This window comes from Haloarcula rubripromontorii, from assembly GCF_001280425.1.
GTDB lineage: Archaea > Halobacteriota > Halobacteria > Halobacteriales > Haloarculaceae > Haloarcula > Haloarcula rubripromontorii.
The window spans coordinates 393,236-408,882 of the sequence record NZ_LIUF01000003.1 but is presented as its reverse complement, the minus strand read 5'-3'; the positions used below and the strand labels follow the sequence as shown (position 1 = coordinate 408,882).

Here is a 15,647-nt window from a genome sequence, read left to right as displayed (position 1 = left end):
GTGATAGCACGGCACACGTACTGGTATATATAGCTGTAAGTTGTATTATAATTCGATGTGACACCTCGTCGAGACTGACGTGGCAGCGACCACGCCGGCCAGGCTGATGTCACGGAGTACCATCATGTTCCAAGAAGCACTCTCGTATCCGCGGGACAGCGACAGCGCAGTGAAAACCATCGCCATTGGGGGCGTGCTACTGCTCCTGAGTTTCCTCGTCGTACCGGTGTTCTTCGTCCTCGGCTACATCACGCGGACGCTCCGGGCGGTGCTGAACGGCGAAACCGAGCCACCGGTGTTTGACGACTGGAGCGACCTCGGTATGGACGGCCTGAAGGTGTTCGTCATTGGATTCGCCTACTCGCTCGTCCCGACGGCTATCGCTCTCGTGGCAGTGTTCACAAGCGGCGCGACGCTGGGCCTGGGCGGCAACGGGGCCGGAAGCGGACTGGCCGTCGCCATCATCGTCCTCGTCGCAACGCTCGCGATGACTGTGCTTTCGCTCGCTATCGCGTACGTACTCCCGGCCGCAATCGTTGCGTACGTCCGGACGGATACTATTGCGGCGGCGTTCGCACCGGATGAAATCCGGCGGCTCGCGTTCAGTCGGACTTACGCCACCGGCTGGCTGGTCGCGTTCGGTATCAGCCTGCTCGCCGGTGTCATCATCGGCGCGCTGAACGCCGTCGTTATCGGCGCAGTGCTGGCTCCCTTCGTGACGTTCTACGCGAACGTGGCGGGGACCTACGCAGTCGGGACCGCTGTGCGAGATATGCCCGCCGTCGACGCTGGCGATGAAACGCCTGACGCACAGCCCGCGGCCTGACCCGGACCGTCGGCGCGTCGAATGGCAGAACACTTGTGTCCCTGAAGCGGACGCTTCAGTATGCAAATACAGAGTCAGGAGACCACCGCGGAAGGGGCAGAACGCATCGAGGTGGTCCCCGAGACGCTGGACGACCTCTGGCATCTCTCGTACGTCATCGAGCCGGGGGACCTCGTCTCCGGCGACACGACGCGGCGCATCCAGCGCAACGACGACAATCTCCGGGACAAGGGCGGCGAGCGCGAGCCGATGTGGATTCAGATCGAAGTCACCGACGTGGAGTTCGCGAAGTTCGCCAACCGCCTCCGGGTCGGCGGCGAAATCGTCGACTGCTCCCGGGAGGACCAGCTGGGCTTTCACCACACGCTCAACGTCGAGGAACACACCGAACTCACCGTCGAGAAGCATCTCAAGCCCGACCAGGCCGACCGCTTAGAGGAGGCGGTCGAGGCGACGGAGAACCCCGACGTGGCGATTGCGACCGTCGAGGAGGGTGAGGCCCACGTCCACACCGTCGCCCAGTACGGCACCGAGGAGCGGGCGACCATCACCTCGACGACCGGGAAGGGCGAGTACGCCCGCCCGCGGAAGGAACTGTTCGACGAACTGGCCGACGTGCTGAAACGCCAGGACGTGGACGCCTACATCCTCGCGGGTCCCGGCTTCACCAAACAGGACGCGCTGGACCACTTTCAGGACGAGATTCCCGATATCGCCGAACAGATTACCGTCGTAGACACGTCTGCCGTCGGTGACCGCGGTGTCCACGAAGTACTCAAACGCGGTGCCGTCGAGGATGTCCAACAGCAGACCCGTATCGCCGAGGAGGCGGACTACATCGACGAACTGATGGAGCGGATCGGATCGGGTTCGGAGGTGGCCTACGGCCCGGCGGAAGTCGCCAAGGCGGCCGACTACGGCGCTATCGAGACGCTGCTCGTACTCGATGAACGACTCCGACTTGAGCGGGCCGGCGAGGGCGACTGGGACATCGATGTCGACGACATAATCGAGACGACCGAGCAGAAAGGTGGGGATGTGACCGTATTCTCCGCAGAGTTCGCGCCGGGTCAGCAGCTTTCAAACCTCGGCGGTGTCGCGGCACTGCTGCGCTACCGGCTCGATTGAGGCCACGTACCCACGATACGTGTCTGCCATGTTTCATTCCGCCGGTGAATCCCCCGAAACCGTTTTTTGCCCCGCTCTCTATTGATATATAATTCCAATGTCTTCGAGGTGTGGGTAATATGTCGTTCGATGAACAACAGGACTTCGCCAGACAGGTCGCCGACCTGAACAAATACGGTCAGGCGCTCAATCGGTGCGAGTCCGTCGACGAAGTCGTCTCACTCACGCTTGAAGCGATGTCGCTGCTGTTCGAGTTCTCCTACTCTACATTCGTTGAGGTTCGCGACGACGACCTCCGTGTCGTCCACAGTACGAACCCGAATCTCGTCCAGGGCGAGCCACCGAGCGATCTGGCTCGACGGGCACAGGAGGCCGGCGAGACGCTTGTCGAACAGGGCACTGATGCCGCTGTCACAGCCGACTCAGATGTGACGGGTGCGCTGGCTGTCCCGGCCCGGATGGGCGATGAGGTGACTGCAGTGTTGGTCACTCGGTCACAAACTGTCGAGGAGTTCGGCGACGAGTACATCAGACCGATGGAGATTCTTGCCACCCACGCCGCGACGGCCATCTCCAATATCCGCTCCCGCGAACGGTTAGAACGGGCACACCGTGATTTAGAACGGCGAAAAGAGATGATCGAGATGTACGACCGACTGCTCCGGCACGACCTCGGGAACGACCTGCAGGTCATCGCCGGCTTCGCAGATGTGGTCGCTGGACAGGTCGACGGCCAGACGAAAGAGTATGCCGGCAAGATCCAGCGCGCGGCCGAGAGCGCCGCCGACCTCATCCAGCGCGTTGGCGACCTCGTCTCGACGCTTGAAGCACAAGACAATCCGGAGCCACGCGATCTCGGCACGGTCCTCGGAGAGACGGTCCGTGACATCGAGGCCAACTACGAGTCGCTGACTATCGACTTCGATGCGGCCGAGTTCGACTATCAGGTGTACGGCGGTGACCTGCTCGACTCGGTGTTCACGAACATCATGTCCAACGCGGCGGTCCACAACGACGGTGCGATTCATGTGCGAGTCGCACCGGCCGACGTCAGCCCCGACGAGGTCACCGTCTGTTTCGGCGATGACGGGGGCGGAGTCTCGCCGGACCTGCGTGAGGATATCTTCGAGATGGGCGTGAAAGGACAGGAGAGTCCGGGGACCGGCTTCGGCCTCGGCTTCGTTCGGGCGTTGACTGAATCCTACGGCGGCAGTGTCAGCGTGGCCGAAAGCGACGCTGGCGGGGCCGAGTTCCGTGTCACGCTCGAACGCGTCTAGCTGACCGTTATCGTCAGGCCGTCCTCGGCGAACTGCACGTCGCCGTCGTAGCTGTCGGCTATCGCGTCGAGCATCTCCTCGTGTCGCCCTTCGGTGTGTGGATACAGGTGCGTGAGATACACGCGCCCGACCTCGGCGTCGGCATCGCGGAGCGTCCGTCCGAGCGTCGTCGGCGTCGGGTGGTTCGACACGTCCACCTCGTCCGGGAACGAGCAGTCGTGGACGAGCACAGCTGACCCGTCAGCAAACTCGATGAGATCGGTGAACGCCTCGGAGTCAGCGCCGAGCGTTATTGCTGGCCCGGCATCGACGGAGAGTCGGTAAGCGAAACACTGCATCGAGTGGCGCGTCTCGCAGGCGTCGCCGCTGAACCCCGCCAGTTCAAACGGCCCGCTGTCGAGATCCATGAGCGTCAGGTCCAGACGGTCCTGCATATAGTCGTGTGTGTCGAGCAGGTCACGAATCAGGTCACTCGTCCCCGGCGGCCCTGCGACAGTGAGGTCCGTCTCACCGGCCAGCCACCGGGCCTTCATCAGCACGTCGAGGTCGGAAACGTGGTCCAGATGGTGATGTGTCAGCAGGACGGTGTCGACGCCTTCGTACCCCGCGTCTGTTCGGGCCAGTGAGTGCAACACGCCGCTCCCACAGTCGACGAGCAGTCGGTGGCCGCCGCGTTCAAGCAGGTAGCCGGACTGCATTCGAGAGCCGGTCGGCATGGCGCTGCCGGTGCCGAGAAACGTGAGACGCATACCGGACGACAGCGAGCGAACGGACAAAGGGTTGGTGTCTGGGGGCACACGTCGGCAGGGGAACCACCAGGGAGCGTCAGCGGAGTGAGGGCGGTGGCCGTCGGCGGGGACGGGGTCAGGGCGGCCGTGTGGGAAGGTCACCCGTCGACGGCGCAGTTCATGCTTCGGACGGGGATAGCAAAAGTTCACCCGTGGCTCAAAAACCATTTTAACCGAACCGCGCTTGCGGCAAACCCGCGAAACGGAGCGGGAGACACTTGTGCGAGTACGCCGAGACGCGAGTATGAAGAAATCACTCGACGAACACGCCGAACGGTTCTCCGAACACGCCGATGCCTACGACGAGAACCAGGATTCAGCGGCGTATCGCGCCTGCGTCGACTTCGTTGTCGAGCACGCAGCCCCCGAAGCCGACGACGTGGTGCTCGACCTCGGCACTGGCACCGGAGCCATCGCGTTCGCGCTCGCGCCCGACGCAGAGGCGATTCTCGGCCGCGATATCAGCGACGGGATGCTGGAAAAAGCACGGGAGAAAGCCGACGAGCGCGGCGTCGAGAACGCTTCCTTCGCCGACGGCCGCTTCCGCGCCCCCACCGTCGACCGTTCGGTGGACATTGTCACGTCGAACTTCGCGATGCACCACCTCGGCGACGACGAAAAACGCGAGGCTATCGACACCATCGCCGATCTGGGGCCGCGGCGAATCGTGCTCGGGGACGTGATGCTGTTTGGCGACGACGACCCCGACGCACCGTTCTACAGTCCCGAGGTCGACGACCCGGCGACGGTTGGCGTCCTCGCCGACGCCTTCACAGATGCTGGCTACGCGCTGACGGCCGTCGAGATGGTCACCGAGCAGGCTGGCGTGCTGGTCGCCGACCGACTTGGTTCAGACTGAAGCCGCCGTCACCTAGCGGTAGTTCCTGTACGCCCAGAACGAGACGTACAGCGTCAGGACCAGCAGCCCGCCGAGGAAGAAGGCTACGCCGGGCTCGATGTGAAAGCCGCCGCTGGCCGCGGCGTCGGTTGTCAGTCGCCGCGCCGCCTCGGTCATCACCGGGGTGTCGGCCTCCGGAGCCGGGGTCCGTGCCGGGGCCGGCGTGGCTTCTGGTGTCTCTGTCGCCTCAGCTATCTGGAAGCCACCGTCATCCGACGCTGTCGGGGTCGATATGGGCTCTGTCTGGTTCGCCGCGTCAAGACTCTCAGCGTCCCCACCGCCCTGGGAAGCCTCATCGCCGGCTCCCGCGTCTCCGCCGCCAGCCCCCGCACTCCCGAACTGAATCGGGAACTGTCCGAGCAGGAGTTGCAGCATAACACTGGCCGCGGTGAGGATACCGATAACAGGGAGGACACGGCGGACGAGCGACCGGAGGGACTGCTTGCGCTCCTGCGTGCCGACGAACAACACCAGCGGGTCCTCCGGAGGCTCGTACACCTTCATCTCCTGACCTTTCTCGGAGTACTGGACCCCAGCGACGGCGATGAGTTCCTCGTCTTCCAGTTTCTCCAGATGATAGGACACCTTCTGTATCGACATATCGAGCCGGTCTGCCAGTTCGGAGGGCGTTCCCGGCTCCTCGTAGACCGTGTTGAGTATCTCTCTGGCCGTCTCGGAAGAAAGGGCATCGAGGACCGCCGAAACGTCTTCGTCGACCCCAACGACCTGCAGCTCCCCGTCCTGTGAGGTGCTCGTGTCGGGACCGCGGGAGGGCAGCAACGACATATATTCCGTTCACTGCCGCCCAGCGTAATGAATCTCGTGGAACCTCACAGACTTGTTTGAGTCTGGAGTCACTCCAGCCGCTCTGTCACCGACGCGACCGCGTCCGGCGAGAGCGAGGTCCGGGGCGGCCGCACCGTCGCGTGGTCGATGACGCCGCGGTCGGCGAGCAGCGCTTTCACCGTGGGCGCGAAGCCGAACTCGGCACACGCCTCCGAGAGTGGTGAGAGGACATCCCGCTGGACCGCTCTGGCCTGTGCAACATCACCGCTGGCGACGGCAGTGCCCGCCCGCTCCAGATCGTCGAACAGCAGGTGCGAGAGCGCGCTGACCCCGCCGTCGCCGCCCAGCACGAGCGACGGGACGAACAGGCCGTCGTGGCCCTGGTAGACCGTGAAATCCTCAGGCGTCCGGTCGAGGACCGACGTGACGTAGGGCAGGTCCCCCGAGGAGTCTTTGAGCCCTGCGACGGCGTCCGACTCGGCGAGCGCGGCGACCGTCTCGACGGACAGTTTCTGCCCGACGGCCCCGGGGATGTTGTAGAGATAGACCGGCAGCGGCGCGTCGGCGAGCGCCGCGTCGAAGAACGCCTCGTTGCCCGCCTCGCTGGCCTGGCCGCCGTAGTACGACGGCACGACCAACGTGCTGTCAGCGCCCTGTTCGGCGGCGAAGGCCATCCGGTCGTGGACCGTCGGAACGTCGGTTGCGGCCGTCCCGACGATGACGCGGCAGTCCTCGGGCGCGGTCTCCGTTGCAGTTCGGACGACGGTCCGGTACTCCTCGGGCGAGAGCGTCTCGAACTCGCCGGTCGTCCCGCAGGGGACGATGCCGTCGACGCCGGCCGCCGAGACGTGCCGGACCAGCGACTCCAGGCCCGCGACATCAAGCTCGCCATCGGCGTCGAATGGTGTCACCAGCGGCGTCAGTACGTCGAAGGATTCGGCCATGCCCCAGGCCAGACGCGGGGGTCGCTTAGGCGTTTTCCCCGTCGATATGGCGGAACCCACTTGCCGCGGCGGTCCTACTACTCGGTAAGAACCGACAATGGGAGGACGCGAGCGTCTCGCGGCGACGGACCCGGACTTCGACCCGGACGCGGTCGACATTGACGACGCGGAGGTGCTTGACCGCCTCGCGCCCGTCGTTCAGGAGTGGTGGGTCGAGCAGTTCGGAGAGTTCGTCCCGGGCAACGGCGGCTTCTTCACGCCGCCACAGAAGGAGGCCATCCCGCTCATCCACGAGGGCGAGAACGCCCTCATCTGTGCCCCGACGGGCAGCGGCAAGACGCTGGCCTCCTTTACCGGCATCATCAACGAACTGTTCGGGAAGGCCCGCGAGGACGACCTGGAGAACTCCGTCTACTGCCTGTACGTCTCGCCGCTGAAGTCGCTGGCAAACGACATCCACCGGAACCTCGAACAGCCACTCGATGGCATCACGGCCAAGCTCGACGAGCGGGGCGAGGACGTCGAAATCCGGCACGCCATCCGCCACGGCGACACCAGCGACAGCGAGCGCCAGGCGATGCTCGAAACCACGCCCCACATCCTCAACACGACGCCGGAGACGCTTGCCATCCTCCTGAACTCCCCGAAGTTCAAGGAGAAACTCGAAACTATCGAGTACGTCATCGTCGACGAGATACACAGCCTCGCGGAGAACAAGCGCGGGACTCACCTCTCGGTGTCTCTTGAGCGGTTAGAGGAGATGGTCGAGGAACCGCCGACGCGAATCGGCTGTTCGGCCACCGTCGAGCCGCTGGACACCGTCGCGGAGTTCCTGGTCGGCTGTGAGGAACCCGGGGGAGACCCACGCGACTACGAAATCGTCGACACGCGCTTCGCCCGCGACTTCGACATGGAGCTGTCCTGTCCGGCCGACGACCTCATCAACACGCCCCGAGACATCGTCACCGAGCGGTTCTACAGGCAACTCCACAAGCACATCCAGTCGCATACGAACACGCTCGTGTTCACGAACACGCGCTCCGGGGCCGAGCGGGTCCTGCACAACCTCCGGGAGACGTTCGACGACTACGACGAGTCCAACTCTGGCTGTCACCACGGCTCGCTCTCGAAGGAGAAGCGCCGCGACATCGAGGAGTCGCTGAAAGCCGGGACCCTGGACGTGGTGACGACTTCGACGAGCCTGGAACTGGGCATCGACATGCCACACATCGACCTCGTCGTGCAGGTCGGATCACCGAAATCCGTCGCCGCGTTGCTCCAGCGAATCGGTCGCGCCGGCCACCAACTCGGCGAGACTGTCGAAGGCCGGGTCATCGCCTTGGACCGCGACGAACTGGTCGAGTGTGCGGTGATGCTCGAAAAGGCCGAGCGGGGGTTCGTCGACCGCGTGTTCATCCCGGAGAACGCCCAGGACGTGGCTACCCAGCACGTCTACGGCATGGCGATCAACGACGTTCGCCCCGAGGAGATGTTCAAGAGCGTCCTCCGTCGGGCCTACCCGTACCGGAACTACGACGACGAGGACTGGGAGCAACTGATGCGGTACATGACCGCCGACTACCCCGGGATGGAGGACAAGAACGTCTACGCGAAAATCTGGCGGGACACGAACGACGCGCCCGACGGCCAGCACCACTACGAGGGCTACGACGTGGGCGAGCGCCTCATCGGCAAGCGCGGCCGGCTCGCGCGGGTCATCTACATGACCAACATCGGGACGATTCCGGACTCGTTTACCTGTGACGTGGTGACCCGGAGCGACGACAGCTGGGTCGGCCAACTGGACGAGTCGTACCTGGACACGCTGGAGAAAGGCGACGTGTTCGTGCTGGGCGGGGACAACTTCGAGTACCGCTACCGCCGCGGGTCGAAGGTGTACGTCGACCGCACGGCAGCGCGGCCGACGGTCCCGTCGTGGTTCTCGGAGCGGCTCCCCCTCTCGTATGACCTCGGCCGTGAGATACTCGACTTCCAGGGGCAACTGCTGGACCGGCTGGCCGACGGCGGCATGTCCGAAGTTCGGAACTGGCTCCGGACCTTCCCCGTCGACGAGAACAGCGTGCGCGCCATCGCACGGATGTTCCGCGAGCAGGTGGCCTACGCGGGGGCCGAGAGCGTCGCCACGTCGGACCGACTGGTCATCGAGGAGGCGCTGGACCACGACGAGTACGAGCGCCACTACCACGTCCACTCGAACTACGGCCGGCGGTTCAACGACGGCTTCTCGCGGCTCCTGGCGTACCACATCGCTCGAGAAGCAAGCGCGAACGTCCAGGTCGCCGTCGCCGACAACGGCTTCACCCTCTCGATGCCGCTGAACCGAAAGGTCGACATCTCGCGTATCGTCCGCGACCTGGACCCGGAGACGGCCCGCGAGGACCTGCGGGCCAGCCTCGACGGGACGGACCTCCTCCAGCGGTACTTCCGCATCAACGCCACGCGGTCGCTGATGATACTCAAACGCTACAAGGGCTACGAGAAATCGGCCAGCGAACAGCAGGTCTCCTCGGAGATGCTGCTGGGCTTTGCGGAGGACCTGGGCGAGTTCGCCGTCGTCGAGGAGACCTACCGCGAGATTCTGGAGGACAAACTGAACGTCGACGGCATCGAGTCAGTCCTGCGTGCGATGCGGGACGGCGACGTCGAGGTGGTCCGAACCCGCGTGGACTCGCCGTCGCCGCGGGCCTTCGGCCTGGCGACGCTGATGGCCAGCGACGTGGTGCTGGCCGAGGACGAATCGGCCGTCCTGCAGGAGTTCCACCAGCGAGTCCTGAACGAAATCGAGAACGGGGACGCCGACGACAGCGCCGTCGCCACTGACGACTGAGCGGCTGGCACCGTTCGACTGGGTGCCTTCTGTCCGCTGGCCTGCCGTCGAGCAAGCAGTAAAGACCACGGGGCACAAAGGCGTGTCCTGCAATGCCACACCACACACACGGGAGCGACGGCGCACACGAGCACGAAGAACCGGAGGCCGGTCACGTCCACGAATCAGTCGACGAGGGCGTCGACGCGCGGGACGACTGGGCGCGGCGTCGCCGGAAGGGGATTCCGACCGACAAGCAGTTGCTCGTCGTCGCCTGCATGGACGAGCGCATCCCCGTCGAGGAGGCGCTCGGCCTCTCGCTGGGCGACGCACAGATATACCGCAACGCCGGCGGCAAAGTAACAGACGACGTGATTCGCTCGGCCGCGCTGACAACACAGTACTTCGATACGACCGAAATCATCGTCGTCAACCACACCGACTGTGGGATGATGAGCGCGTCCGACGAGGACGTGGTCGCGGGGTTCGAGGCGGCGGTCGACGGCGACCTCGACGACGTCGATCTCGACCCGGCGCTGCCGGAGCTAACCATCGGTGATGCGTCCATCGCGGAGTGGGTCCGGATGACCGACGACATCGACGCGGCGTGTGCGGCACAGGTCGAGTACCTCGAAAACCACGAACTGATTCCCGACGACGTGAGCGTGACCGGGTACGTCTACGAGGTCGAGAGCGGCCATCTCCGGCGGCCCGGCGAGCGGGTCGCCGAACAGGTCAACGAGCGCGTGTAGTCCGCTACGGCCATCCCGGGTGACTTACGACGCCGTCCCGTTTTCGGTCATCTCGTCGTCACCCATCGACTCGCCGATTTCGGACTCCGTCATCGATTCGGTCATTGGGCTCCCCTCCATCGATTCCGTGTCGCTCTCTTGTTCCATCGAACTGTTCGTTTCGCCGCCGCCCATCGACTCAGTCATTCCCTCGCCCTCCATCGAGTCCGTCAGTCCTTCGCCCTCCATTGCATCAGTCTCCTCGTCGCTCATTGCCTCAGTCTCCTCGTCTCCGGATTGCTCGTCGCCGCCGGCACAGCCGGCGAGCGGGAGCGTGACACTTGCAGTGGCGAGCGTCGTCAGAAACGTCCGTCGGTGTCGTGGCATACGCTTTGTTCGGCGGCGGGGGCATACAAGGACATTTTTCGAAGTTCCGGACAATTCTGCCCGCTGTTTGCCCCGTGTGTGGGTCGAAACCCTTCCAATTTCGCCCCGGAGCCAAACCGTTAATCCGCGGCCGGCCCCTCAATCCGGGCATGGAGTCGATTCACCCGCGGGTGAGACTGCTGTGGATTCTGTCGACAGTTATTCAGGCGTCGGTGCTCGGCGTCATCGCGTATCTCGTCGATCGGTTTGCTGTCTCACTGCCACAGACGGTCATCGTCGGCGGCTGGGTCGTGCTCGTGGTTCTGGGTGTCGTCCACGCCGTCGCTGCCCACCGCATCTGGCGATTTGACCTGCAAGACGACGCACTGTTTCTCCTTCGTGGGGTCGTCACTCGGACCGACACGTCAGTCCCGTATGTCCGCGTTCAGCACGTCGATACCACGCGCGGTCCGGTCGAACGCGCTATCGGGCTAGCGAGTGTCGTCGTCTACACCGCCGGGACCCGCGGCGCGGACATCACTATTCCCGGGCTGCGGCCGGAACGGGCAACCGAACTGCGCGAGCAGCTACGCGACCTCGCAAACGAGAGCGAGGCCACCGACGCGGTATGAACCGGCTCCACCCGCGAAGTGCGGTCCTGCGCGTCGCCCGAGCGGCGCTACAGGGCGGCTTCTTCGGCTTCTTCGGAGGATCACTCGGGACCGGAATGCTCGGACTCCCGGCGTTCGCGGTTCCGCTGCTTGGCCTGTTCGGCGCGCTGGCATTCAGCGGCTACGCACTGGCGCGCTATCTCCGCTTTCGCTACGAACTTGACGGGGACACGCTCACCGTCGAATCCGGTGTCTTCGCCAGACAGTCCCGGCAGATTCCGCTGGGCCGCGTCCAGAATCTCGATGTCGAGCAGAATATCCTCAATCGCCTGCTTGGCCTCGCTATTGTCCGCTTCGAGACGGCCGGTGGCAGCGCGACAGAGGCCACCCTCGATGCAGTCGACGAGGCCGAAGTCAGACGCCTGCGGAACTACGTTCGGACCCACGACCGGGACGACGACGAAACTGCGGCAGCCCACTCCGATGCGGTGTCTGAGACTGCGACAGCGGTCCGGTCGGCCCACGCGGACCTCCCCGGTGTGACTGGTCCCACTCCGGCACGCGCGGGCGACGCCCAGACCGCGAATGAGTTCGCGGAGCCGGGTTCGACATCGGAGGTGGAGGACCGCGACCAGCCGGACGGGTCGCTGTTGTTCGCGTTCGACCAGCGCGAACTCCTGACGTACGCGCTCGTCTCCGTTCGGCCGGCTGCGCCGGTCCTGACGCTCGCATCGCTCCCGCTGGGGATGGACATTGTCTGGGCCGTGCTGCGGTTCAATGCGACCCTCGTTGGAGCATCGCTGAATGGGCCTGTCGTCCGCTGGCTAGCCAGCTCACCAGAAACCACGCGACTTGGCATTTTCGCTGCGGTTTCGCTCGTCCAGTTCCTCTTGCTCGCACTTGTCGTCAGCGTGGCGCTAACCGTCGTCGAATACTACGGCTTCCAGCTCACGCAGGCCGACGGCGACCTGCGGTACGAGCGGGGTCTGTTGCGCCGCTACAGCGGCAACATCCCACTGGAGAAGGTCCAGACGGTCACCATCCGCGAAAACGTCCTGATGCGGCGGTTCGGCTACGCGACGCTGGCCGTCGAGACGGCCGGCTACAGCGGCGGGAACCAGCAGTCGACCCAGGGTGTCGCCGTCCCGCTTGCACCACGCGAGGAAGTGTACGAACTGGCCCGTGACATCGAACCGTTCGGCGACCTTGACTTCGACCGGTCGCCCAAACGTGCCCGACGGCGCTATCTCGCGCGCTTCTCGCTGGCCGCAGCTGGCCTCACCGCGGTCGCCTACGCCGTCGATTCGCTAGTGCTGGGGACGGGCTATTGGTGGCTCACAGCCCTCCTCTTTCTCCCCGTCGTGCCGGCGGCCCACCTCCGCTGGCGACACCGCGGGTACGACCTGAGCGAGTCCGTGCTTGCGACACGGAGCGGGTTCTGGCGGCGGACGACCCGTATCGTCCCGTACTACCGGCTCCAGACGGTGTTCGTCACCCGGTCGCCGTTCCAGCGCCGCCGCGACCTGGCGACGGTCGGGGCCGACACGGCGAGTTCCTCCAGCCTGCTCGGCGGTATCGCCCGCGTGTACGATATCGACGAGGACACCGCAAGCCAACTCAGAGACGCGCTTCGCGAGCGGCTCCGGGCCGACATCGCCGCCCGCCGGGCCGGGAGAGAGCGCTCAGAAAGGCGACAGAGCGGCGACGCCTCCGAGCGGTCGAGCGAGGCCTGACTACCCGCGCGCCCACTCGACCATCCGACCGTACACCTCGTCGGTCGCCAGCGCATCGCCGTCGCCGACGAGGACGAGCGCCTTCTTTGCCCGCGTGAGCGCGACGTTGATGCGCCGGTAGTCCTCGAAGATGGGGCTGTCGAGCGTTCCGGTGGCGACAAACGAAATGACGATGACCTCCTTGCTCGACCCCTGGAACCGGTCGACCGTGTCGACGGTCACGTCGGGCAGGCGCTTGGAAATCTCCGCGACCTGCGCGCGGTACGGCGCGATGACGCCGATGTCGTCGGCCCGCACGCCGGCCTCCCGGTATGACGCCACTATCTCGGCGATGCGGTCGGCCTCGTCCGGGTTCGTGTTGCCACGCTGGCTGCCGTCGGGGTCGACAAACGCCACGCGGTCCCGGAGCGGCTTCGGCAGGCTCGCCGTCGAGACGCCGTCAAGGTCATCGAGCCGCTGGGCCGCCACCTCGCCGGTCGCGGGCCGCAACTGCCCGTCGTAGAACTCCCGCGAGGCGAACGCCTGGATGTGCTGGGCCATCCGGTACTGGCGGTCCAGCATGACGCCGGCCTCGGGGTGGGCGTCGATGAGCCGCTCGAACAGCGAGGTCGACAGCGTCTCGTCCTCGGACTGGACCACGGGCGGCAACTGTTGGTGGTCGCCGACCAACACGAACCGGTCGGCGAGCGTCGTCGCTGCCAGCGTCCCCGGTTCTGTCAGTTGCCCGGCTTCGTCGACGACCGCGACATCGAACTCCTGTGTCTGAAGTGTACTCCCGCCACAGGTGGCTGTCGTCGCTGCGACGACCTGGGCGTTCTGGAGCCGACTCGCACACGCACTGGGGTCGCCGCTGGTCTCCAGCCGGTACTCCTGCATGTCCTCGCGGACACCGCTCTCCGTACCGACGCGGACGATATCGGTGTATCCCTGGTCTTCCAGCGCCTCGATGAGGTTGTCGACCGCGCGGTTCGTAAACGCCGAGAGGAGGACGCGGTCGCCCCGCTCGACCAACGCCCGGACCATCCGGGCCAGCGTGTAGGTCTTGCCCGTGCCCGGCGGCCCGTGGACGAGCGCGAAGTCCTCGGCGCCCACGGCCAACTGGACGGCCTCGTTCTGGGCGTCGTTGTTGTCGATGAACGTCTCATCGACGGCGGCGAACTCCGGCTCGCGCCGCCCGAACAGCACGTCCTTCTGCTCGGGCGACTGGAGGAGCACGGCGTCGTGGAGCGCGTTCTGGAGCCGGTCGGTCGTCAGTTCGGAGGGGTACACGTCCAGCCGCCGCAGTTCCAGCGGTTCGTCGGCGGTGACGACGATTTCTTCGCCGAGACGTTCCACGCGGGCCAGTTCAGCGTCGCCGGTCACCGGGTCGCCGTCGCTCGCGAGCACGAGGTTCCCCTCGCGGATTTTCGAGACGGCCCCCGTCCCTGTCGCGCGGAGTTCCCAGCGCCCGCCGTCGAGTTCCCGCCGACCGGTCGGTTCGAGGCCGATGAGCGCCCGGTCGTTGTCGGCGCGCTCCTCGGGCGTCTGTTCCCAGAGCTTCGCGTACTCCCGGTGGACGGCGCGGCGCTCGGCCTCGATGGCCTCGTAGAACCGCTCGAAGTACTCACGCTCCTCGTCGGGCACCGCCCGGCCGACCTGTCCCGCCTTGGATTCCTGATCGAGGCGGCCGGAGACGGCCATGCAGGTGTCCTGCTCAAAGCAGTACTCGCATTTCGCGTTGGCCTCGTAGCCGGTCGGCACGCTACAGTCGTACTCCATCGCCGCAATCGCATTGCGCGTCCGGACGACGTAGTTCAGCAGCCCGCTCCCGATAGAGAACTCCTTGGCCGGCGAGAGGTCGCCGCTCTCCTCGTTGCGGTCGACGGCGGCGTTTTTCGTGTAGAGGAGCGTCCCGGTGTCTGGGGCCGCCTCGACGGCGCTGCTCGCATCGGCCGCGCGTTCGCCGAGCATCAGGGCGTAGGCCGTTGCCTGAATCTTGTCCTGGAAGCGCGGCTCGCGCTTCGTGTTCTTGCCGGTCTTGAGTTCGACCGGCATCCCCCGCCGGACGGCGTCGGCCCGCCCTTTCATGCCGAACCGCTCGGAGATGAGGGTCATCTCGGAGCGCCACTGGTCTGTTTCAGTTAGCGTCCCCTGCTGGAGCCACCCCTGAATAGCCGACGCGTGGTCGCGAACGTCGCCGGCCACCTCGTCGGCCTCTCGGCCCAGCAATCCGATATCCAGTCCGGCGGCGTCCACCTGCTCCTCGATAGCAGTGTCGAGGTCCCGACCGCGGAGCAGGTCACCGAACACCTCGTGGACGACTGTCCCCTTCACCAGCGGATAGGCGTGCTCCGCGCCGTCGAGTTTCCGGAGGTAGTACATCCGCGGGCACTGCACCCATGCCCGGATGTCGGTCACGTCGACGAGAAAGTCCGGCTGGACGACGAGCGTGGCGTCGCCGCCGACGGAGTACTGCTGTTCGCCCTGATACTCCCGCTCGTCGGGATTGTAGACGGCGATTTCCATGCCCGTCTCGATGACGGCGGCGTTCTCGGTCCACTTCCCCCAGAGCGTCACCGTCGTCGGCTCGCCGGCCCCGCGGTCGGGGCGTATCGTCACCTCACAGAGGTCGCTCTCGCCGTACTGGGTGGTTACCGTCTTTGCCTCCTCGATGTCGACGACGACGCCGCGAACGCGGTCTCCGCTCATCTTTTGGCCCTCCCCTGTTGCACGCCCCAAGCGAGGGGGCGGTC

General features: G+C 65.4%; 13 protein-coding genes. 8 read left to right on the top strand and 5 right to left on the bottom strand.

What is annotated here, in order from left to right:
- Positions 1–124 precede the first annotated feature (124 nt).
- The 3 genes from AMS69_RS11720 to AMS69_RS11710 all read left to right on the top strand — a co-directional run bounded on the left by AMS69_RS11720 (position 125) and on the right by AMS69_RS11710 (position 3,231).
- Positions 125–826, top strand: coding sequence for a DUF4013 domain-containing protein (locus AMS69_RS11720; RefSeq protein WP_053968360.1), 702 nt, complete (start codon positions 125–127; stop codon positions 824–826).
- A 60-nt stretch (positions 827–886) separates the two neighbouring features.
- Positions 887–1,954: an mRNA surveillance protein pelota gene (locus tag AMS69_RS11715; protein ID WP_053968250.1), complete on the top strand. Its 1,068-nt coding sequence runs from the start codon at positions 887–889 to the stop codon at positions 1,952–1,954.
- Positions 1,955–2,073: 119 nt separating this feature from the next.
- Positions 2,074–3,231 carry a sensor histidine kinase gene (locus tag AMS69_RS11710; RefSeq protein WP_053968249.1) on the top strand — a complete coding sequence of 386 codons (1,158 nt, stop codon included), beginning with the start codon at positions 2,074–2,076 and terminating at the stop codon, positions 3,229–3,231.
- Here the strand turns inward: AMS69_RS11710 and AMS69_RS11705 are convergent.
- Complete coding sequence (locus AMS69_RS11705; RefSeq protein ID WP_053968248.1) at positions 3,228–3,980, bottom strand: MBL fold metallo-hydrolase; 753 nt, start codon at positions 3,978–3,980, stop codon at positions 3,228–3,230. The two genes, AMS69_RS11710 and AMS69_RS11705, sit on opposite strands and share 4 nt — an antisense overlap.
- Before the next feature lie 283 nt (positions 3,981–4,263).
- Between AMS69_RS11705 and AMS69_RS11700 the strand changes: the two genes are divergently transcribed.
- Complete coding sequence (locus tag AMS69_RS11700; RefSeq protein WP_053968247.1) at positions 4,264–4,878, top strand: class I SAM-dependent methyltransferase; 615 nt, start codon at positions 4,264–4,266, stop codon at positions 4,876–4,878.
- A 12-nt stretch (positions 4,879–4,890) separates the two neighbouring features.
- Here the strand turns inward: AMS69_RS11700 and AMS69_RS11695 are convergent, their stop codons facing one another.
- Entirely contained in the window at positions 4,891–5,703 is an 813-nt protein-coding gene (locus tag AMS69_RS11695; RefSeq protein WP_053968246.1) for an ArsR/SmtB family transcription factor, read from the bottom strand.
- 68 nt (positions 5,704–5,771) lie between these two features.
- Positions 5,772–6,647: a dihydrodipicolinate synthase family protein gene (locus AMS69_RS11690; RefSeq protein ID WP_053968245.1), complete on the bottom strand. Its 876-nt coding sequence runs from the start codon at positions 6,645–6,647 to the stop codon at positions 5,772–5,774.
- Between the two features lie 97 nt (positions 6,648–6,744).
- Here AMS69_RS11690 and AMS69_RS11685 point away from each other — a divergent pair, with 97 nt between their 5' ends.
- Positions 6,745–9,495, top strand: coding sequence for an ATP-dependent helicase (locus AMS69_RS11685; RefSeq protein ID WP_053968244.1), 2,751 nt, complete (start codon positions 6,745–6,747; stop codon positions 9,493–9,495).
- Between the two features lie 92 nt (positions 9,496–9,587).
- On the top strand, positions 9,588–10,226 hold the full coding sequence (locus AMS69_RS11680; RefSeq protein ID WP_053968243.1) for a beta-class carbonic anhydrase: 639 nt from the start codon (positions 9,588–9,590) through the stop codon (positions 10,224–10,226).
- A gap of 24 nt (positions 10,227–10,250) precedes the next feature.
- Here the strand turns inward: AMS69_RS11680 and AMS69_RS11675 are convergent, their stop codons facing one another.
- Complete coding sequence (locus AMS69_RS11675) at positions 10,251–10,592, bottom strand: hypothetical protein (RefSeq protein ID WP_053968242.1); 342 nt, start codon at positions 10,590–10,592, stop codon at positions 10,251–10,253.
- Between the two features lie 149 nt (positions 10,593–10,741).
- Between AMS69_RS11675 and AMS69_RS11670 the strand changes: the two genes are divergently transcribed.
- On the top strand, positions 10,742–11,203 hold the full coding sequence (locus tag AMS69_RS11670) for a PH domain-containing protein (RefSeq protein WP_053968241.1): 462 nt from the start codon (positions 10,742–10,744) through the stop codon (positions 11,201–11,203).
- Complete coding sequence (locus AMS69_RS11665) at positions 11,200–12,915, top strand: PH domain-containing protein (protein WP_053968240.1); 1,716 nt, start codon at positions 11,200–11,202, stop codon at positions 12,913–12,915. The genes AMS69_RS11670 and AMS69_RS11665 overlap by 4 nt, the downstream gene beginning before the upstream one ends.
- Here AMS69_RS11665 and AMS69_RS11660 read toward each other — a convergent pair whose 3' ends face one another.
- Entirely contained in the window at positions 12,916–15,603 is a 2,688-nt protein-coding gene (locus AMS69_RS11660; protein ID WP_053968239.1) for an AAA domain-containing protein, read from the bottom strand.
- Between the last annotated feature and the right edge of the window lie 44 nt (positions 15,604–15,647).